We start from the raw sequence: 18767 nt of genomic DNA on the forward strand, positions 1-18767 counted from the left end.
GCAAGGTTACAATCAGTACAGCAGGTATTTTCATTTTTTATCCAGGAGACGGAAATGTCATACAGTGGCGAACGAGATAACTTTGCACCCCATATGGCGCTGGTGCCAATGGTTATTGAACAGACCTCTCGCGGTGAACGTTCTTTTGATATCTACTCCCGTCTGCTTAAAGAACGCGTTATCTTCATGACCGGCCAGGTGGAAGACCACATGGCGAACCTGATCGTGGCGCAGATGCTGTTTCTGGAAGCGGAAAACCCGGAAAAAGACATTTACCTGTACATTAACTCCCCGGGTGGCGTTATCACCGCCGGGATGTCCATTTACGATACCATGCAGTTCATCAAGCCTGATGTGAGCACCATTTGTATGGGCCAGGCGGCATCGATGGGCGCATTCCTGCTGACCGCAGGGGCGAAAGGCAAGCGTTTCTGCCTGCCTAACTCGCGCGTTATGATCCACCAGCCGCTGGGCGGATACCAGGGCCAGGCGACAGACATTGAGATTCACGCCCGTGAAATTCTGAAAGTTAAAGGGCGCATGAATGAACTTATGGCTCACCACACGGGTCAATCACTTGAGCAGATCGAGCGTGATACCGAGCGCGATCGCTTCCTGTCCGCACCAGAGGCAGTTGAGTACGGCTTAGTCGACTCCATTTTGACCCATCGTAATTGATGCCCACGACGCGGGTGTGCCGCTATACTATGGTAGGGCGGCACTTTGCTTACGAGCAGCTTGCGTCTGAGAATGGCATTTGCGTCGTCATGTGCGGCACAAAGAACTTAAAAAGAGGTTTTGACTCATGACAGATAAACGCAAAGATGGATCGGGCAAACTGCTTTACTGCTCTTTTTGCGGCAAAAGCCAGCATGAAGTGCGCAAACTGATTGCCGGGCCATCCGTGTATATCTGCGACGAATGTGTCGACTTATGTAACGACATCATCCGCGAAGAGATTAAAGAAGTCGCACCACACCGTGAGCGCAGCGCGTTACCGACCCCGCATGAGATTCGTCATCATCTTGACGACTATGTCATCGGTCAGGAACAGGCGAAAAAAGTGCTGGCAGTGGCGGTGTACAACCACTACAAACGTCTGCGTAACGGGGATAACAGCAACGGCGTTGAGCTGGGCAAAAGTAACATTTTGCTGATCGGCCCAACCGGTTCCGGTAAAACCCTGCTGGCAGAAACCCTGGCACGTCTGCTGGATGTTCCATTTACTATGGCGGATGCCACCACCCTGACCGAAGCCGGTTATGTGGGTGAAGATGTGGAAAACATCATCCAGAAACTGCTGCAGAAATGTGATTACGATGTGCAGAAGGCACAGCGCGGTATCGTGTATATCGATGAGATCGATAAAATCTCGCGTAAATCCGATAACCCATCGATCACCCGTGACGTGTCCGGTGAAGGTGTGCAGCAGGCATTGCTGAAACTGATCGAAGGGACGGTTGCCGCGGTTCCACCGCAGGGCGGTCGTAAGCATCCTCAGCAGGAGTTCCTGCAGGTTGATACCTCCAAGATCCTGTTTATCTGTGGCGGCGCGTTTGCCGGTCTGGATAAAGTCATCGCTAACCGTGTTGAAACCGGCTCGGGTATTGGCTTTGGCGCCACCGTAAAAGCGAAGTCTGAAAAAGCGAAAGAGGGCGAGCTGCTGATGCAGGTTGAGCCAGAAGATCTGATCAAGTTTGGTCTGATCCCTGAGTTCATTGGCCGTCTGCCGGTTGTCGCCACGCTGACAGAACTGAGCGAAGATGCGCTGATTCAAATTCTGAAAGAGCCGAAAAATGCCCTGACCAAGCAGTATCAGGCGTTGTTCAATCTGGAAGGCGTTGAGCTGGAGTTCCGCGACGAAGCGCTGGACGCGATTGCCAAGAAAGCGATGGCGCGTAAAACCGGTGCGCGTGGCCTGCGTTCTATTGTTGAAGCAGCCCTGCTCGATACCATGTACGACCTGCCTTCTCTGGAAGAGGTTGAGAAAGTGGTTATCGACGAGTCCGTGATTGCCGGTCAAAGCAAGCCGCTGCTGATTTACGGTACGCCGGAAGCGCAGCAGGCATCTGGCGAATAATTCACCAGAGCATACAAGTAGTTAATCAAAAAGGGGGGATTTAATCCCCCCTTTTATTTTTCCGTAAACATGGCGTTGAATGTGTGGGAAACATCCCCATATACTGGATTACATGTTAATGGTTATGTGAAGCACAGTCTCATGACCAGCTTACCAGGCGGACACTAAACTAAGAGAGAGCTCTATGAATCCTGAGCGTTCTGAACGCATTGAAATCCCCGTATTGCCGTTGCGCGATGTGGTGGTTTATCCGCACATGGTCATACCCTTATTTGTAGGGCGGGAAAAATCTATCCGTTGCCTTGAAGCCGCCATGGATCATGATAAAAAAATCATGCTGGTTGCGCAGAAAGAAGCATCAACGGATGAGCCGGGTGTAAACGATCTTTTCACCGTCGGGACCGTGGCCTCTATTTTACAAATGCTGAAGCTGCCTGATGGCACCGTCAAGGTGCTGGTCGAGGGGCTGCAGCGTGCGCGTATTACCACGCTATCTGATGATGGCGAACACTTCGCAGCAAAAGCCGAATACCTTGACTCACCTCAGCTGGACGAGCGTGAGCAGGAGGTGCTGGTTCGCACCGCGATCAGTCAGTTTGAAGGCTACATCAAGCTGAACAAAAAAATCCCACCAGAAGTGCTGACGTCGCTGAACAGCATCGACGATCCTGCACGTCTGGCTGACACCATCGCTGCGCACATGCCGCTGAAGCTGGCGGATAAACAGTCCGTGCTGGAAATGTCCGACGTCAATGAGCGTCTGGAATACCTGATGGCGATGATGGAGTCTGAAATCGATCTGCTGCAGGTTGAGAAACGCATTCGCAACCGCGTGAAGAAGCAGATGGAGAAATCGCAGCGCGAGTACTATCTGAACGAGCAGATGAAGGCTATTCAGAAAGAGCTCGGCGAGATGGACGACGCGCCGGACGAAAACGAAGCGCTGAAGCGTAAGATCGACGCGGCGAAGATGCCAAAAGAGGCGAAAGAGAAAGCGGAAGCAGAGCTGCAGAAGCTGAAAATGATGTCTCCGATGTCGGCTGAAGCGACCGTTGTACGCGGCTATATCGAGTGGATGGTTCAGGTTCCGTGGAACGCCCGCAGCAAGGTCAAAAAAGACCTGCGTCAGGCCCAGGAGATCCTGGATACCGACCACTACGGTCTTGAGCGTGTCAAAGACCGCATCCTTGAGTATCTTGCGGTTCAGAGCCGTGTGAATAAGCTCAAGGGGCCAATTCTCTGCCTGGTCGGGCCGCCGGGGGTAGGTAAAACCTCTCTGGGGCAGTCCATTGCCAAAGCCACCGGTCGTAAATACATCCGTATGGCGCTGGGCGGCGTGCGTGACGAGGCGGAAATCCGCGGTCACCGGCGGACCTATATCGGCTCAATGCCGGGCAAACTGATCCAGAAGATGGCGAAAGTGGGCGTTAAAAACCCGCTGTTCCTGCTGGATGAGATCGACAAAATGTCGTCCGATATGCGTGGCGATCCGGCTTCAGCCCTGCTTGAAGTGCTGGATCCAGAGCAGAACGTGGCGTTTAGCGATCACTACCTGGAAGTGGACTACGACCTGAGCGATGTGATGTTCGTGGCGACCTCTAACTCCATGAACATCCCGGCACCGCTGCTGGATCGTATGGAAGTGATCCGTCTTTCTGGCTACACCGAAGACGAAAAGCTGAACATTGCCCGTCGTCACCTGCTGTCGAAGCAGATTGAACGTAACGCCCTGAAAGAGAGCGAACTGACCGTTGATGACAGCGCGATTATCGGCATTATTCGTTACTACACCCGTGAAGCGGGCGTGCGTAGCCTGGAGCGTGAAATCTCCAAGCTGTGTCGTAAGGCGGTTAAACAGCTGCTGCTCGATAAATCGCTGAAGCACATTGAAATCACTGGCGACAACCTGCACGAATACCTCGGTGTTCAGCGCTACGACTATGGCCGTGCGGACAGCGAAAACCGCGTCGGACAGGTAACGGGTCTGGCATGGACGGAAGTGGGCGGCGATCTGCTGACCATTGAAACCGCCTGCGTACCGGGTAAAGGTAAGCTGACCTACACCGGCTCGCTGGGTGAAGTGATGCAGGAGTCCATTCAGGCTGCGCTGACCGTGGTGCGCGCGCGTGCGGAAAAACTGGGTATTAATCCGGACTTCTACGAAAAACGCGATATTCACGTTCACGTGCCGGAAGGGGCAACGCCGAAAGATGGCCCAAGCGCAGGTATCGCTATGTGTACCGCGCTGGTTTCTTGCCTGACCGGTAACCCGGTTCGTGCCGATGTGGCAATGACCGGTGAAATCACCCTGCGTGGCCAGGTATTGCCGATTGGTGGTTTGAAAGAGAAACTGCTGGCGGCACACCGCGGTGGCATTAAAACGGTCCTCATCCCGTATGAGAATAAGCGCGATCTGGAAGAGATTCCGGATAACGTTATCGCCGATCTGGAGATTCATCCGGTGAAACGTATTGAGGAAGTTCTGACACTTGCGTTGCAGAATGAGCCTTCAGGAATGCAGGTTGTGACCGCAAAATAGTGACCTCGCGCAAAGAGCGTCAATAAAATAAAGGTTGGTAAGCTATTTCGGGCTTGCCAGCCTTTTTTTGTATAGCTAATTTAGATTGCTGATTGGGCTAGCCATCAACAACGGGTGTTGTAAGGTCATGGCAGGCCTGATATAACTGCTGCGCGGTCGCGTTGTGAAGGATTCAGACGCGATATAAATTATAAAGAGAGGAAGAGAAGAGTGAATAAATCTCAACTGATTGACAAAATTGCTGCGGGTGCTGACATCTCCAAAGCTGCGGCTGGACGTGCGTTAGATGCTTTGATTGCTTCTGTTACCGAATCTCTGCAGGCTGGGGACGACGTAGCGCTGGTAGGTTTTGGTACTTTTGCTGTTAAAGAGCGTGCTGCCCGTACTGGCCGCAACCCTCAGACCGGTAAAGAGATCACCATCGCTGCTGCTAAAGTGCCTGGCTTCCGTGCCGGCAAAGCGCTGAAAGACGCGGTAAACTGATCGCTTTCTTACTTCAGGGAAGTTGAAAAGTACAAGGGCGCATCATTTGATGTGCCTTTTTTGTTTGTCCAGACCTGATTTATGTGAGTTTATGCGAGTTGTGGGCTGACAATAGCCCCGGTTTCTTGTCACAATACGCCTTTACGCGCTGCGGTCAGGATTCCGCCAGCGTCAGGTCACCAGTCACCTACAGCGGAGTGTGGTTACACCATGATGGACAGCTTACGCACGGCTGCTAACAGTCTCGTGCTCAAGATTATTTTCGGTATCATTATCGTGTCGTTCATATTGACCGGCGTGAGCGGATACCTGATTGGCGGTAGTGCAAACTACGCCGCAAAAGTGAACGACCAGGAAATTAGCCGTGGGCAGTTTGAAAATGCATTTGCCGGTGAACGTAACCGCATGCAGCAACAACTGGGCGACCGGTTCTCTGAACTGGCGGCGAACGAAGGGTACATGAAGAACCTGCGTCAGCAGACGCTGAACCGTCTTATCGATGAAGCGCTGCTGGATCAGTATGCCCGTGAACTGGGTCTGAGCATCAGCGATGACCAGGTGAAGAGTGCGATTTTCGCGACCCCTGCTTTCCAGAATAACGGCAAATTCGATAACACCCGTTATACCGCCATCGTTAATCAGATGGGGATGACGCCGGATCAATACGCTCAGGCACTGCGCAATCAGCTCACCACTCAGCAGCTTATTAACGCTGTTGTGGGCACCGACTTCATGCTTAAGGGCGAAGCGGACGAGCTGGCGACGCTGGTTGCTCAGCAGCGCGTCGTGCGCGAAGCCACTTTCGACGTTAATGCCCTGGCAGCTAAGCAGCAGGCGAGCGACGAAGAGGTGAAAAGCTACTACGAGCAGAATAAAAACAACTTCACCGCCCCGGAACAGTTCCGCGTGAGCTACATCAAGCTGGATGCAGCTGCGATGCAGGAAAACGCCACCGATGCGGAGATCCAGTCTTACTACGATCAGCATCAGGATCAGTTCACTCAGCCACAGCGTAACCGTTACAGCGTGATCCAGTCCAAAACGGAAGCTGACGCTAAAGCGGCGCTGGATGAGCTGAATAAAGGCACCGACTTTGCAACGGTCGCAAAAGAGAAGTCCACCGATATCATCTCTGCGAAAAACGGCGGTGACATGGGTTGGCTGGAAGAGGCGACCACTCCGGACGAGCTGAAAAATGCCGGCCTGAAAGAGAAAGGTCAACTTTCTGGCGTGATTAAATCTTCCGTCGGTTTCCTGGTGGCACGTCTGGATGATATCACCCCTGCGACAACCAAACCGCTGGCTGACGTCCATGATGAGATCGCGGCGAAAGTGAAGCAGGAGAAAGCGCTGGATGGCTTCTATGCGTTGCAGCAGAAAGTGAGCGATGCGGCCAGCAACGACAACGAATCCCTGGCGGGTGCTGAGCAGGCTGCGGGCGCGAAAGCGGTCACCACCGGTTGGTTTGATCGTGACAACCTGCCGGAAGAGCTGAACTTCAAGCCAGTAGCGGATGCCATCTTCAGTGGCGGTCTGGTGGGCGAAAACGGCACCCCGGGCAGCAACTCCGACATCATCACCGTGGACGGCGACCGCGCCTTTGTTCTGCGTGTGAGTGAGCACAAGCCGGAGGCTGTTAAGCCGCTGGACGAGGTGAAAGATCAGATTACTGCGCTGGTGAAGCATAACAAAGCCGTTCAGCAGGCGAAGCTGGATGCTGAAAAGCTGCTGGCTGAGCTGAAAGCCGGTAAAGGTGATGAAGCGCTGAAAGCGGCTGGCCTGAGCTTTGGTGAGGCGAAGACCCTGAGCCGTACCGGTCAGGATCCGATCAGCCAGGCGGCATTTACCCTGAGCCAGCCTGCGAAAGACAAACCGAGCTTTGGTATCGCCAACGATATGCAGGGCAACGTGGTGATTCTGGCGCTGGACGAAGTCAAAGCGGGCACCATGCCGGAAGCGCAGAAGAAAGCGATGGTTCAGGGTATCACCCAGAACAACGCGCAAATCGCTTTCGAAGCGTTGATGAGCAATCTGCGTAAAGAAGCCAAAATTAAGCTGGGCGATATCATCACTCAGCAGTAATTACGGCGCTGCTCGCAAACTTAAGCAACATACTGCAATACCAAAAGGCCGCTTTCGCGGCCTTTTCCATTTCTGCAATCTGCTGTTTGTTCCTGAAAAGCGGCCCGAATAAGGTAAGGGGGCTGTCAACAAACAAGGAGAAAACAGCATGAAACATGGAATCAAAGCCCTTTTTGTCACGCTTGCCATCGTAACGGCGGGGTTGAGCCACAGCGCGCTGGCGGCACCCTCGGTCGCGAAAACGCAGGTCACACAAAGCAAATCTGAGCCGTCGGCTTCCGCTACATCGTCACCGCAGTCGAAAGCCATCGCGAGCAGCAATAATGGCGAAGAGGAAGGGGTGCGGGTCAGCATTAATTCTGCATCGGCAGAGGAGCTGGCAAAGGTGATGAATGGCGTAGGGATAAAGAAAGCCCAGGCGATCGTCAGTTACCGCGAAGAGTACGGTCCGTTTAAAACCCTGGACGATCTCCGGCAGGTTCCGGGTATGGGTGGGGCGCTGGTGGAACGTAATCTTGCGCATCTGATGCTGTAATAACTTGCACAGTGGCAAAAATTTGCCAGGATAAAGAGGTCATACCAGTTGTGACCTCTGAATCTTATAATTAACTACCCTGAAGGCTATTGCGCTATGCAGACCCAAATCAAAGTTCGCGGCTACCACCTGGATGTTTACCAACATGTTAATAATGCCCGTTATCTGGAGTTCCTCGAAGAGGCGCGCTGGGATGGACTGGAAAACAGCGACAGTTTTCAATGGATGACCGCACACCGTATCGCTTTTGTGGTGGTGAACATCAATATCAACTATCGCCGTCCCGCAGTGCTCAGCGATCTACTCACCGTGACCAGCCAGCTACAGCAGTTAAACGGAAAAAGTGGAGTACTGAGTCAGGTGATTACCCTGGAGCCGGAAGGACAGGTGGTGGCAGATGCGTTAATTACCTTTGTCTGCATCGATCTGAAAACGCAGAAAGCGCTGCCGCTGGAGGGGGAGTTACGTGAGAAGCTGGAGCTGTTAATCAAATAACCCCGCTTCTGATGCCGGGCGAAGCGGAGCCTTCACCCGGCAGACTGGCCCGAATTAGTTAAGACCGGTTTTCTTTTTCAGGGCCGCCATCACCCCGGCTTTATCCGCCAGATAGTGATTCAGGCCATTAGCGCGCAGATTACACGCCGCACACTGGCCGCAGCCATCGCCTTTGATGCCGTTGTAGCAGGTCAGCGTTTCGTTACGCACCAGATCCAGCTTGCCCCAGTAGTCGGCCAGCGCCCAGGTTTCGGCTTTATCGAGCCACATCAGCGGCGTTTCAAAGCGGATATCTTTGGCCATGCCGAGGTTCACGGCGTGGTTGAGGGCTTTAACAAACTCGTCGCGGCAGTCCGGGTAGCCGGAAAAATCGGTTTCGCACACGCCGGTAATGATTGCCTCGGCTTTCACCTGGTAAGCATAGATGGCCGTCAGGGTCAGGAAGAGGATATTACGCCCCGGTACGAAGGTATTCGGGATCCCCTCGGCATCCGGTTCGTAGTCCGGCACCGGAATGCTGTCCCGGGTGAGGCTGCTCACCGCCAGTTCGTTGAGCAGGGTGACATCCAGCACCTTATGCGCCCGTGCGCCGAGTTTCACCGCCAGTTTCTGCGCGACCTCAATCTCTTCGCTATGGCGCTGACCATAGTCAAAAGTCACACAATGGACTTCATCATATTGCTGCAGAGCCTGAACCAGACAGGTCGTGGAGTCCTGACCTCCACTGAACACGACAACGGCACGTTTCATTAATCTTCCCAACTTTGACGGTTAAAAACCTATGGTAACGTCTGCCCGTGACGGCGACCAGCTTCTTCACGTTTTCGGCGCAGGCAGCCAGGCCTCGGTAAAATCAAACCAGCCGCGCGGATTCAGGCGGATGCCGTTTACCCCCGGCGGGGCGCTGATTTGGTACTGATAGTTGAACAGGGGCGTCAGCACGCCACGCGCCATCAGGCGAGAGTAAACCTCTTTCAGCGCCAGATGGCGGGCAGATGGGTCGGGCTGGGTCTGAACGGCATCCAGGGTCGCCATCAGGTGGGCAAATTCCGGCGCGCTGAGCAGATAAGGCCATAGGGCATCGCAGCGCAACCACTGCTCCAGGGTGTACTCTGGCGCCTCGCCAATTAACCTGTCCCCCATCATGATATCCGCCTCCGCCAGAGCGGTGCAGCCGTCCCAGGTTTTAGCGTCATGAAAAATTACCCGGAGCTGACACCCTTCCTGCGCCAGATAGCGTTTCAGCTGTTCCGCCATGGTATGCAACTCCACCGGCAGGTGATAAAGCAGGGTAAGCGTTTCCGGCAGAACGGTCTCCTGTTCCTGCGTCCACTGCGGGATTGACCAGCCTGGCAGCAATTCCTGAGTCGGTGTGATGAGGTTTTCGTCCAGCGGCAGGGTATGCAGCAGCGACGTGTGATGAATAATGTCGATCAGTCTGCGGGCCTGCGCCTCGCTTAAACGGTCGCTCTGTTTCAGCGTGAGGTAGCAAAAACCGAGGCTGATGCTGTTACTGACCGGCCGCAGGCTGGCAAGCTCCTCCGGCTCACCGATGGCTATCTGCGCCGGATGGCGAAAGCTGGTGCCTGAATCTTGGTCAAAAAGCTGAGGAGTGATCCAGTATTCAATCGCTTTCAGTAGAGGATGTCCGAGATGGTACTGCTCGTGGCTTTCCAGCCGGACCAGATCCGCGTCGAAGATCGCCAGCCGAAACGGCCCGCTCCCCGTCAGAGGCTCTTCTGGGTGGGCGAGACGGCTACAGTAGCTTGCCAGGCGGTGCGCCAGCCAGTAATCCGGCTGATGTAGTACGAAGGTCAGACACTGAGGATGGGTGACCTCAATTTGCCTCACGCTGTTAAACAGCTTGCGCAGCGCGGGCAGGGTAAGCAGCTTCGCCAGCTGGTTCTGGAGCTGAGTTGCCTCGACTTTATCCCCGTTGTGCCAGTGCAGCGTGGAGCGAATGTAGAAATGCCAGCGCAGCCCGTCGGCCGAGATCTCCCAGTGATGCGCCAGATCGCCCACGGGTTCGCTGCGGGTATCGTCGAACCGGGTCAGTCCGGAAAAGATCTGTCCTACAAGATGCTGTTCAGCGCGACCCGGCAGAAAACCAGGCTGGAGCGGATCGAGTGGACGGTAATAGGGAATGCGCAGCGTCGGCGTGTCATTCTGCCACTGCCCGCCGAGAAAAGGATGCAGCAGCGCCCGCAGCGCCTGGGGTGCCAGCTGTGCCAGCGCCAGGGCGTTCTGCTGATGTCCGCTTTCCAGCGCCTCTTCCATCATCGCGTTACGTAACGATTCCGGCGAGACGTGGAAGCGCAGCTCGCCGCGCTTTCCGCGTCCGGACTGCGCATGCCAGCTGAGCCAGCCCGCCTCCTGGGCCTGGCGCAGCAGGGTGCGGACGTGCCGTTCACTGCAAAAACAGCGGCTCGCCAGCTCTGCCACGCTGACCTGCTGGGGCGCACCGGCAGAGGGCTGCCACAGTCTCTGGTACTGATTAAGTCGATTAAGCTGGCGCATCGTAAACCCGGAACAATAATTTCCATCTATTCAGTATTACTTCCGTATATACCAGGCAATACTGTTGCACAAGTTACCCCTTCACATTTTTGGAGTTCCCATGGCGCGGCTGGCGGCATTTGATATGGACGGCACCTTGTTAATGCCGGATCACCGTTTAGGTGATAAGACGCTAAGCGTGCTTAAGCGGCTGCGTGAGCGCGATATCACGCTCACCTTCGCCACGGGCCGTCATGTGCTGGAGATGCGTCATTTAATGGGGGCGCTCTCCCTCGACGCCTTTTTGATTACCGGCAACGGCACGCGCATTCACTCTCTGGAAGGGGATGTGCTTTATCGTCAGGATCTCGCCCCGGATGTAGCAGAACAGGTGCTGCACAGCACATGGGATACGCAGGCCAGCATTCACGTTTTTAACGATACCGGCTGGCTGACAGGCAAGGAAATCCCGGCGCTGCTCGAAGCGCACGTCTATAGCGGCTTCCAGTATCAGCTGACCGATCTGCGCCGTATCCCGGCCCATGCGGTGACGAAAATCTGTTTCTGCGGCGATCATGACGATCTGTGCCGCCTGCGCATTCAGCTCAACGAGGCGCTGGGCAGCCGCGCGCATCTCACCTTCTCGGCCATCGATTGTCTGGAGGTGCTGCCGGTAGGGTGCAACAAAGGCTCCGCGCTAGCGGTGCTGAGCGAACATCTGGGCCTGAGCCTGCAGGAGTGTATGGCGTTTGGCGATGCGATGAACGATCGCGAGATGCTGGGCAGCGTGGGGCGCGGCCTGATTATGGGCAATGCGATGCCACAGCTGATCGCCGAGCTGGCGCATTTACCGGTTATTGGACACTGCCGCAACGAGGCCGTGTCCCACTTCTTAACCCATTGGCTGGATACACCTGATCTTCCTTATTCCCCCGAATAGTGAGACCCTTCCAGCAAGCCAGACGAACGTCTGGCTTTTTTTTATTTTACCAGCCGGGTGATTTCCGCAAGCCATGGCGCCACATCGCCAATATTCGCTTTCACCCATTCGGCGTTGTAATAGGTCTCCAGATAGCGCTCACCGCTGTCGCACAGCAGCGTCACGACAGAGCCGGTTTGCCCAGCCTCACGCATCCGCGCGGCCAGCTGTAACGCGCCCCACATGTTGGTGCCGGTTGAGGCCCCCACCTTGCGGCCCAGCTGTGTTTCCAGCCAGAGGGCGGTGGCGACGCTCGCGGCATCCGGCACGCGGAGCATCTCGTCCACCACGTCCGGGATAAACGACGGTTCGACGCGCGGGCGGCCAATCCCTTCGATTTTGCTCCCCACCGGGCTGCGCAGAGCAGGATCGCGCTGCTGCCAGTAATCCAGGAATACAGAGTTCTGCGGATCCACGACCATAAGACGGGTATCGTAACCCTGGCAGCGAATATAGCGGCCAATAGTGGCCGAGGTGCCGCCGGTGCCCGCGCTCATCACGATATGGGCCGGTACCGGGTGGGGCTCATTCTGCATCTGGCGGAAGATACTGTCGGCAATGTTATTATTGCCGCGCCAGTCGGTGGCCCGCTCTGCGAAGGTAAACTGGTCCATATAGTGGCCGTTCAGCTCCCGGGCCAGCATCTCTGAGGCGGCATAAATTTCACAGGCGCTTTCCACAAAGTGACAGCGACCACCGTAAAATTCGATCTGTTCGATTTTGCGCTTTGCCGTGCACGACGGCATAACGGCGATAAATGGCAGGCCGAGCAGGCGGGCGAAATAGGCCTCAGAGACGGCGGTAGAACCGGAGGAGGATTCAATAATGGTGGTGCCTTCATTGATCCAGCCGTTACACAGCCCGTACAGGAACAGCGAGCGCGCCAGACGGTGTTTCAGGCTGCCGGTGGGGTGGGTACTTTCGTCTTTCAGATAAAGCTGGATACCCGGAAAACCGGGCAGGGCAAGGCGAATAAGGTGAGTGTCCGCCGAGCGCTGATAATCAGCGTTAATTTCACTGATGGCGTTTTTGACCCAGGTGCTATTCATCGAAATTATCCATTTGTCATTTTGTGCCCAGCATAGCGAAAAGCACAGAAAAAATTGTTGCTATCTGGCCTTTAAAATAGAATGTAAGGAGAAAAATTTTCTCTGCGGGGTGGTTATGCTAGATAAAATTGACCGTAAGCTGCTCTCCTTACTGCAAAGCGACTGCACCCTCTCTTTGCAGGCGCTGGCGGATGCCGTTAATCTGACCACCACGCCCTGCTGGAAACGCCTGAAACGGCTCGAAGACGAAGGCATATTGCTGGGGCGTGTGGCGCTGCTCGATCCCGAAAAACTGGGGCTTGGCCTGACCGCGTTTGTGCTGATAAAAACGCAGCACCACAGTAGCGACTGGTACTGCGGATTCGTCAGCGTGGTCTCACAGATGCCGGAAGTGCTGGGCTTCTGGCGCATGGCGGGCGAATATGACTACCTGATGCGCGTACAGGTAGCAGACATGAAGCGCTATGATGACTTCTATAAACGGCTGGTCAACAGCGTGCCGGGTCTGTCGGATGTCACCTCCAGCTTTGCGATGGAACAGATAAAATACACCACCGCCTTACCCATTGAATAACCCGGAATACAATCCTCAGGAAAAGACCGCGTGCGATTATTTGCTCAGTTAAGCTGGTACTTTCGCCGGGAGTGGCAACGCTATCTCGGTGCAGTCGCCCTGCTTATTATTATTGCCATTCTGCAGCTCATCCCGCCAAAAGTGGTGGGCTACGTTGTGGATGGCGTTACGGAACAGCATTACACCACCGCACGGGTGATGATGTGGATCGGCACGCTGGTCCTGACGGCGGTGGTGGTCTACCTGCTGCGCTATGTCTGGCGCGTGCTGTTATTCGGTGCGTCATACCAGCTTGCCGTCGAGCTGCGGGAAGATTTTTACCGCCAGCTTAGCCGCCAGCATCCGGAATTTTATCTGCGTCACCGCACCGGCGACCTGATTGCCCGCGCCACCAATGACGTGGATCGCGTAGTCTTTGCCGCCGGGGAAGGGGTATTAACCCTGGTGGACTCGCTGGTGATGGGCTGCGCGGTGCTGATCGTCATGTCGACCCAAATCAGCTGGCAGTTAACTCTGCTGGCGCTGCTGCCGATGCCGCTGATGGCCCTGGCGATCAAACGCTACGGCGACCAGCTTCACCAGCGTTTCAAGCTGGCGCAGGCGGCCTTCTCCTCTCTTAACGACCGTACTCAGGAGAGCCTGACCAGTATCCGGATGATCAAAGCCTTTGGCCTGGAGGATCGTCAGTCGGCGCTGTTTGCCGCCGACGCGGCGGATACCGGGGCTAAAAACCTGCGCGTCGCCCGGATTGACGCCCGTTTTGATCCCACGATTTATATCGCCATCGGCACCGCTAACCTGCTGGCCATTGGCGGCGGGAGCTGGATGGTGATTAACGGCTCGCTGACCCTCGGGCAGCTGACCAGCTTTGCCATGTATCTGGGGCTGATGATCTGGCCGATGCTGGCCCTGGCCTGGATGTTCAACATTGTCGAGCGCGGCAGCGCGGCCTACAGCCGGATCCGCGCCATGCTCGCCGAAGCGCCGGTGGTCAACGACGGTAGCGAGACAGTACCAAACGGACGCGGCGAGCTGAATGTCGCCGTCCGCGCCTTTAGCTATCCGCAGACGGAACAGGTGACGCTCGAAAACGTCCACTTTACGCTGCAACCGGGGCAGATGCTGGGCATCTGCGGCCCAACAGGCGCCGGAAAGAGCACAATTTTGTCGCTGATCCAGCGTCACTTCGATATCCCTCAGGGTGAGATCCGCTTCCACGATATTCCGCTGCCGCAGCTGCGGCTGGATAGCTGGCGCAGCCGCCTTGCGGTGGTGAGCCAGACGCCGTTCCTCTTCTCCGATACCGTCGCGAATAATATTGCGCTGGGTTGTCCGCACGCCACACGCGAGGAGATCGAGCATGTCGCCCGTCTCGCCAGCGTCCATGACGATATCCTGCGCCTGCCGCAGGGCTATGAAACCGAAGTGGGCGAACGCGGCGTGATGCTGTCGGGCGGGCAGAAACAACGTATTTCCATCGCCCGCGCGCTGCTGCTTAACGCCGAGATCCTGATCCTCGACGATGCCCTTTCCGCCGTCGATGGCCGTACTGAACATCAGATCCTGCATAACCTGCGACAGTGGGGGGAGGGGCGCACGGTGATCATCAGCGCCCATCGTCTCTCGGCCCTGACCGAGGCGAGCGAAATTCTGGTGATGCAGCACGGGCACATTGCCCAGCGCGGGCAGCATGAACAACTGGCGGAACAGCCGGGCTGGTATCGCGATATGTACCGTTATCAACAACTGGAAGCGGCGCTGGATGAGGTGCCGGAAACGGACGAGGAGGCCGCCGATGCGTAGTTTTTCCCAGCTGTGGCCTACCCTGAAGCGCCTGCTGGCGTATGGCTCGCCGTGGCGTAAGCCGCTGACGCTGGCGGTGGTGCTATTGTGGGTTGCGGCGATAGCCGAAGTGACCGGGCCGCTACTGATCAGCTATTTCATCGACAACATGGTGGCGAAAAACTATCTGCCGCTCGGTTTAGTTACCGGGCTGGCGGTGGCCTATGTCGGGCTACAGTTGCTGGCGGCGGGGCTGCACTATGCCCAGTCGCTGCTCTTTAACCAGGCTGCCGTCGGGGTGGTGCAGCAGTTGCGCACCGACGTGATGGACGCCGCGCTGCGCCAGCCGCTGAGCGCATTCGATACCCAGCCTGTCGGGCAGATTATCTCCCGCGTGACTAACGATACGGAAGTGATCCGCGATCTCTATGTCACGGTGGTGGCGACGGTGCTACGCAGCGCGGCGCTGGTGGGTGCCATGCTGGTGGCGATGTTCAGCCTGGAGTGGCGCATGGCGCTGGTGGCGATGGCGATTTTCCCGGCGGTGATGATTGTGATGATCATCTACCAGCGCTACAGCACACCGATTGTGCGCCGGGTGCGGACCTATCTGGCGGATATCAACGATGGCTTTAACGAGGTCATCAATGGCATGAGCGTGATTCAGCAGTTCCGTCAGCAGGCGCGCTTTGGCGAGCGGATGGGCGAGGCCAGCCGCTCACACTACATGGCCCGCATGCAGACCCTGCGTCTGGACGGTTTCCTGCTGCGCCCGCTGTTAAGCCTCTTTTCGGCGCTGGTACTGTGCGGACTGCTGATGCAGTTTGGCTTTGCCGCCCGTGGCACCATCGAAGTGGGGGTGCTGTATGCCTTTATCAGCTATCTGGGCCGTCTTAATGAGCCGCTGATTGAACTCACTACCCAGCAGTCGATGTTGCAGCAGGCGGTTGTCGCCGGTGAGCGCGTCTTTGAGCTGATGGATCGCCCGCGCCAGGCCTATGGCGATGACGAGCGCGAGCTGCAAAGCGGGGCGATTGAATTTGATCAGGTCTCCTTTGCCTATCGCGACGATCGTCTGGTATTGCAGGATATCAACCTGACGGTGCCGTCCCGCAGCTTTGTCGCGCTGGTGGGGCATACCGGCAGCGGTAAAAGTACCCTCGCCAGCCTGCTGATGGGCTACTACCCGCTCACCGAAGGTGAAATTCGTCTGGATGGGCGCCCGCTGTCGACCCTGAGCCACGCCGTGTTGCGTAAAGGGGTGGCGATGGTGCAGCAGGATCCGGTGGTCCTGGCCGACACCTTCTATGCCAACGTGACGCTGGGGCGGCCCTTTAGCGAAGAGCAGGTGTGGGACGTGCTGGAGAAAGTACAGCTGGCGGAGCTGGCCCGCGGCCTGCACGACGGTATCCATACCCGGCTGGGCGAGCAGGGTAACAATCTGTCAGTCGGACAAAAGCAGCTATTAGCGCTGGCCCGGGTGTTGATCGATACACCGCAGGTGCTCATCCTCGATGAAGCCACCGCCAGCATCGATTCCGGCACCGAGCAGGCTATCCAGCAGGCGCTGGCGGCGGTACGCGAGCACACCACCCTGGTGGTGATTGCCCACCGTCTGTCGACCATTGTTGAGGCAGATACCATTCTGGTGCTTCATCGCGGCCAGGCGGTTGAGCGCGGCACCCATAAGCAACTGCTTGAGGCGAAAGGGCGTTACTGGCAAATGTATCAACTGCAGCTCGCTGGCGAAGAGCTGGCCGCCAGCGCGCGGGAGGAGTCCCTCAGCGCCTGATGCACTAAAATTAAGCAACCTGCCAGCCGCTGAATCGGTTGGTGCAAAAATGAAACGCACCCTGCACTGTCATGGTGCGTTTTTTTTCGCCATCTATCGTTATGCCTCGTATTCACGCCCTTTTCACTTTTGGCACACCCCTTGCAATACCTCCTTCGTTAGCTCGCCAAAACCGAATTCTGACTGGAGGGGATATATGAAGCTGGTTACCGTGGTAATCAAACCATTTAAGCTCGAAGACGTGCGTGAAGCACTCTCTTCAATGGGTATTCAAGGGCTGACCGTCACCGAGGTGAAAGGCTTTGGTCGACAGAAGGGGCATGCGGAGCTCTACCGTGGCGCGGAATACAGCGTTAACTTCCTGCCAAAGGTGAAGATTGACGTGGCGATTGCCGACGATCAGCTGGATGAAGTCATCGACGTGATTAGCAAAGCAGCTTACACCGGCAAAATTGGCGACGGCAAAATTTTCGTTGCTGAGCTGCAACGCGTTATTCGCATTCGTACAGGCGAAGCCGACGAAGCGGCACTGTAAAACAGCAGGCACACAGTGATAGGGATCGAGAAAATGAACACAACAACACTTAAAGCAGGTCTGGGGTCTCTGGCGTTGTTGCCGGGGCTGGCAATGGCTGCACCCGCGGTAGCAGACAAAGCCGATAACGCCTTTATGATGATTTGCACCGCGCTAGTGCTGTTTATGACCATTCCGGGGATCGCGCTCTTCTACGGCGGCCTGATCCGCGGCAAAAACGTCCTCTCCATGCTCACCCAGGTGACGGTGACCTTTGCGCTGGTTTGTGTGCTGTGGGTGGTTTACGGCTACTCGCTGGCCTTCGGGGAAGGCAACGCCTTCTTCGGCAGCTTTAACTGGGCGATGCTGAAAAATATCGAGCTGACCGCGGTCATGGGCAGCTTCTATCAGTACATCCATGTGGCGTTCCAGGGCTCGTTCGCCTGTATCACCGTCGGGCTGATTGTCGGGGCGCTGGCGGAACGTATCCGCTTCTCCGCCGTGCTGATCTTCGTGGTGGTGTGGCTCACGCTCTCCTACGTGCCGGTGGCGCATATGGTCTGGGGCGGCGGCTTGCTGGCTTCTCATGGCGCACTGGACTTTGCGGGCGGTACCGTTGTGCATATCAACGCCGCGGTAGCGGGGCTGGTGGGGGCTTACCTGATTGGCAAACGCGTCGGTTTCGGCAAAGAAGCGTTCAAACCGCACAACCTGCCGATGGTCTTTACTGGCACAGCTATCCTCTACTTCGGTTGGTTTGGCTTTAACGCTGGCTCAGCAAGCGCAGCAAATGAAATCGCGGCGCTGGCCTTCGTGAATACCGTTGTGGCGACGGCGGGCGCTATCCTCTCCTGGATCTTTGGCGAGTGGGCGGTACGCGGTAAGCCTTCGCTGCTGGGTGCTTGTTCCGGTGCCATTGCCGGTCTGGTGGGCATCACCCCGGCCTGTGGCTTCGTCGGTGTCGGTGGCGCGCTGATCATCGGTATCGTGGCGGGTCTGGCCGGCCTGTGGGGCGTAACGGCGCTGAAACGTGTTCTGCGTGTGGACGACCCGTGTGATGTCTTTGGCGTGCATGGCGTGTGCGGCATTATCGGCTGCATCATGACCGGCTTCTTCGCCTCAACGTCCCTTGGCGGCGTGGGTTATGCGGAAGGCGTGACCATGGGCCATCAGGTTCTGGTTCAGCTGGAAAGTATCGCCATCACGGTGGTCTGGTCGGGTGTGGTGGCCTTTATCGGCTACAAACTGGCGGACATGACGGTGGGGCTGCGCGTACCGGAAGAGCAGGAGCGCGAAGGTCTGGACGTCAACAGCCACGGCGAGAACGCATACAACGCGTAAAGTTAAAGTATTGCCCGGTGGCGCTA

General features: G+C 56.3%; 16 protein-coding genes. 13 read left to right on the plus strand and 3 right to left on the minus strand.

The genetic code is table 11. From position 1 onward, the window contains the following. Positions 1-54: 54 nt before the first annotated feature. The 7 genes from clpP to fadM all read left to right on the plus strand — a co-directional run bounded on the left by clpP (position 55) and on the right by fadM (position 8214). Positions 55-678, plus strand: coding sequence for an ATP-dependent Clp endopeptidase proteolytic subunit ClpP (gene clpP / locus GNG26_RS04750; protein WP_032616835.1), 624 nt, complete (start codon positions 55-57; stop codon positions 676-678). A gap of 127 nt (positions 679-805) precedes the next feature. Further along, positions 806-2080, plus strand: a complete 1275-nt coding sequence (clpX, locus tag GNG26_RS04755; RefSeq protein ID WP_103178482.1) for an ATP-dependent protease ATP-binding subunit ClpX — start codon at positions 806-808, stop codon at positions 2078-2080. 184 nt (positions 2081-2264) lie between these two features. Further along, a complete protein-coding gene (gene lon, locus GNG26_RS04760) occupies positions 2265-4619 on the plus strand; it encodes an endopeptidase La (RefSeq protein WP_103824044.1) in 2355 nt (784 codons plus the stop codon). Positions 4620-4829: 210 nt separating this feature from the next. Continuing rightward, positions 4830-5102, plus strand: a complete 273-nt coding sequence (gene hupB / locus GNG26_RS04765; RefSeq protein ID WP_002444653.1) for a nucleoid-associated protein HU-beta — start codon at positions 4830-4832, stop codon at positions 5100-5102. A 210-nt stretch (positions 5103-5312) separates the two neighbouring features. Continuing rightward, entirely contained in the window at positions 5313-7184 is a 1872-nt protein-coding gene (ppiD, locus tag GNG26_RS04770; protein ID WP_156237929.1) for a peptidylprolyl isomerase, read from the plus strand. Positions 7185-7332: 148 nt separating this feature from the next. Continuing rightward, entirely contained in the window at positions 7333-7719 is a 387-nt protein-coding gene (locus GNG26_RS04775; RefSeq protein WP_156237930.1) for a helix-hairpin-helix domain-containing protein, read from the plus strand. A 96-nt stretch (positions 7720-7815) separates the two neighbouring features. Then, positions 7816-8214 carry a long-chain acyl-CoA thioesterase FadM gene (gene fadM, locus GNG26_RS04780; protein WP_103178486.1) on the plus strand — a complete coding sequence of 133 codons (399 nt, stop codon included), beginning with the start codon at positions 7816-7818 and terminating at the stop codon, positions 8212-8214. A gap of 54 nt (positions 8215-8268) precedes the next feature. Here the strand turns inward: fadM and queC are convergent, their stop codons facing one another. Both queC and GNG26_RS04790 read right to left on the minus strand, forming a co-directional pair. Beyond that, complete coding sequence (gene queC, locus GNG26_RS04785) at positions 8269-8964, minus strand: 7-cyano-7-deazaguanine synthase QueC (protein WP_103178487.1); 696 nt, start codon at positions 8962-8964, stop codon at positions 8269-8271. A 66-nt stretch (positions 8965-9030) separates the two neighbouring features. Next, complete coding sequence (locus GNG26_RS04790; protein ID WP_156237931.1) at positions 9031-10731, minus strand: SgrR family transcriptional regulator; 1701 nt, start codon at positions 10729-10731, stop codon at positions 9031-9033. Between the two features lie 100 nt (positions 10732-10831). On the opposite strand from GNG26_RS04790, the gene cof reads away from it, so the two are divergent. Further along, entirely contained in the window at positions 10832-11650 is an 819-nt protein-coding gene (gene cof, locus GNG26_RS04795; RefSeq protein ID WP_103824050.1) for an HMP-PP phosphatase, read from the plus strand. A gap of 41 nt (positions 11651-11691) precedes the next feature. Here the strand turns inward: cof and GNG26_RS04800 are convergent, their stop codons facing one another. Then, on the minus strand, positions 11692-12738 hold the full coding sequence (locus GNG26_RS04800) for a PLP-dependent cysteine synthase family protein (protein WP_114387777.1): 1047 nt from the start codon (positions 12736-12738) through the stop codon (positions 11692-11694). 115 nt (positions 12739-12853) lie between these two features. On the opposite strand from GNG26_RS04800, the gene GNG26_RS04805 reads away from it, so the two are divergent. The 5 genes from GNG26_RS04805 to amtB all read left to right on the plus strand — a co-directional run bounded on the left by GNG26_RS04805 (position 12854) and on the right by amtB (position 18741). Beyond that, positions 12854-13312, plus strand: a complete 459-nt coding sequence (locus GNG26_RS04805; RefSeq protein WP_168194496.1) for an Lrp/AsnC family transcriptional regulator — start codon at positions 12854-12856, stop codon at positions 13310-13312. A 30-nt stretch (positions 13313-13342) separates the two neighbouring features. Continuing rightward, positions 13343-15115: a SmdA family multidrug ABC transporter permease/ATP-binding protein gene (locus tag GNG26_RS04810; protein WP_156237932.1), complete on the plus strand. Its 1773-nt coding sequence runs from the start codon at positions 13343-13345 to the stop codon at positions 15113-15115. Next, on the plus strand, positions 15108-16886 hold the full coding sequence (locus GNG26_RS04815) for a SmdB family multidrug efflux ABC transporter permease/ATP-binding protein (RefSeq protein WP_156237933.1): 1779 nt from the start codon (positions 15108-15110) through the stop codon (positions 16884-16886). The genes GNG26_RS04810 and GNG26_RS04815 overlap by 8 nt, the downstream gene beginning before the upstream one ends. 196 nt (positions 16887-17082) lie before the next feature. Further along, a complete protein-coding gene (glnK, locus tag GNG26_RS04820) occupies positions 17083-17421 on the plus strand; it encodes a P-II family nitrogen regulator (RefSeq protein WP_032616849.1) in 339 nt (112 codons plus the stop codon). 33 nt (positions 17422-17454) lie between these two features. After that, the gene (amtB, locus tag GNG26_RS04825) at positions 17455-18741 is read left to right on the plus strand and encodes an ammonium transporter AmtB (protein ID WP_032616850.1); all 1287 of its coding nucleotides are present in this window, start codon (positions 17455-17457) and stop codon (positions 18739-18741) included. The last annotated feature ends 26 nt before the right edge of the window (positions 18742-18767 follow it).

It is taken from the genome of Leclercia sp. J807, from assembly GCF_009734465.1.
Classification (GTDB): domain Bacteria; phylum Pseudomonadota; class Gammaproteobacteria; order Enterobacterales; family Enterobacteriaceae; genus Enterobacter.

Excerpts from the sequence above, each read along its gene's own strand:
- clpP (WP_032616835.1), top strand. The coding sequence starts at position 55 with ATGTCATACAGTGGCGAACGAGATAACTTTGCACCCCATATGGCGCTG.
- clpX (WP_103178482.1), top strand. The coding sequence starts at position 806 with ATGACAGATAAACGCAAAGATGGATCGGGCAAACTGCTTTACTGCTCT.
- lon (WP_103824044.1), top strand. The coding sequence starts at position 2,265 with ATGAATCCTGAGCGTTCTGAACGCATTGAAATCCCCGTATTGCCGTTG.
- ppiD (WP_156237929.1), top strand. The coding sequence starts at position 5,313 with ATGATGGACAGCTTACGCACGGCTGCTAACAGTCTCGTGCTCAAGATT.
- GNG26_RS04775 (WP_156237930.1), top strand. The coding sequence starts at position 7,333 with ATGAAACATGGAATCAAAGCCCTTTTTGTCACGCTTGCCATCGTAACG.
- fadM (WP_103178486.1), top strand. The coding sequence starts at position 7,816 with ATGCAGACCCAAATCAAAGTTCGCGGCTACCACCTGGATGTTTACCAA.
- queC (WP_103178487.1), bottom strand. The coding sequence starts at position 8,964 with ATGAAACGTGCCGTTGTCGTGTTCAGTGGAGGTCAGGACTCCACGACC.
- GNG26_RS04790 (WP_156237931.1), bottom strand. The coding sequence starts at position 10,731 with ATGCGCCAGCTTAATCGACTTAATCAGTACCAGAGACTGTGGCAGCCC.
- cof (WP_103824050.1), top strand. The coding sequence starts at position 10,832 with ATGGCGCGGCTGGCGGCATTTGATATGGACGGCACCTTGTTAATGCCG.
- GNG26_RS04800 (WP_114387777.1), bottom strand. The coding sequence starts at position 12,738 with ATGAATAGCACCTGGGTCAAAAACGCCATCAGTGAAATTAACGCTGAT.
- GNG26_RS04805 (WP_168194496.1), top strand. The coding sequence starts at position 12,854 with ATGCTAGATAAAATTGACCGTAAGCTGCTCTCCTTACTGCAAAGCGAC.
- GNG26_RS04815 (WP_156237933.1), top strand. The coding sequence starts at position 15,108 with ATGCGTAGTTTTTCCCAGCTGTGGCCTACCCTGAAGCGCCTGCTGGCG.
- glnK (WP_032616849.1), top strand. The coding sequence starts at position 17,083 with ATGAAGCTGGTTACCGTGGTAATCAAACCATTTAAGCTCGAAGACGTG.
- amtB (WP_032616850.1), top strand. The coding sequence starts at position 17,455 with ATGAACACAACAACACTTAAAGCAGGTCTGGGGTCTCTGGCGTTGTTG.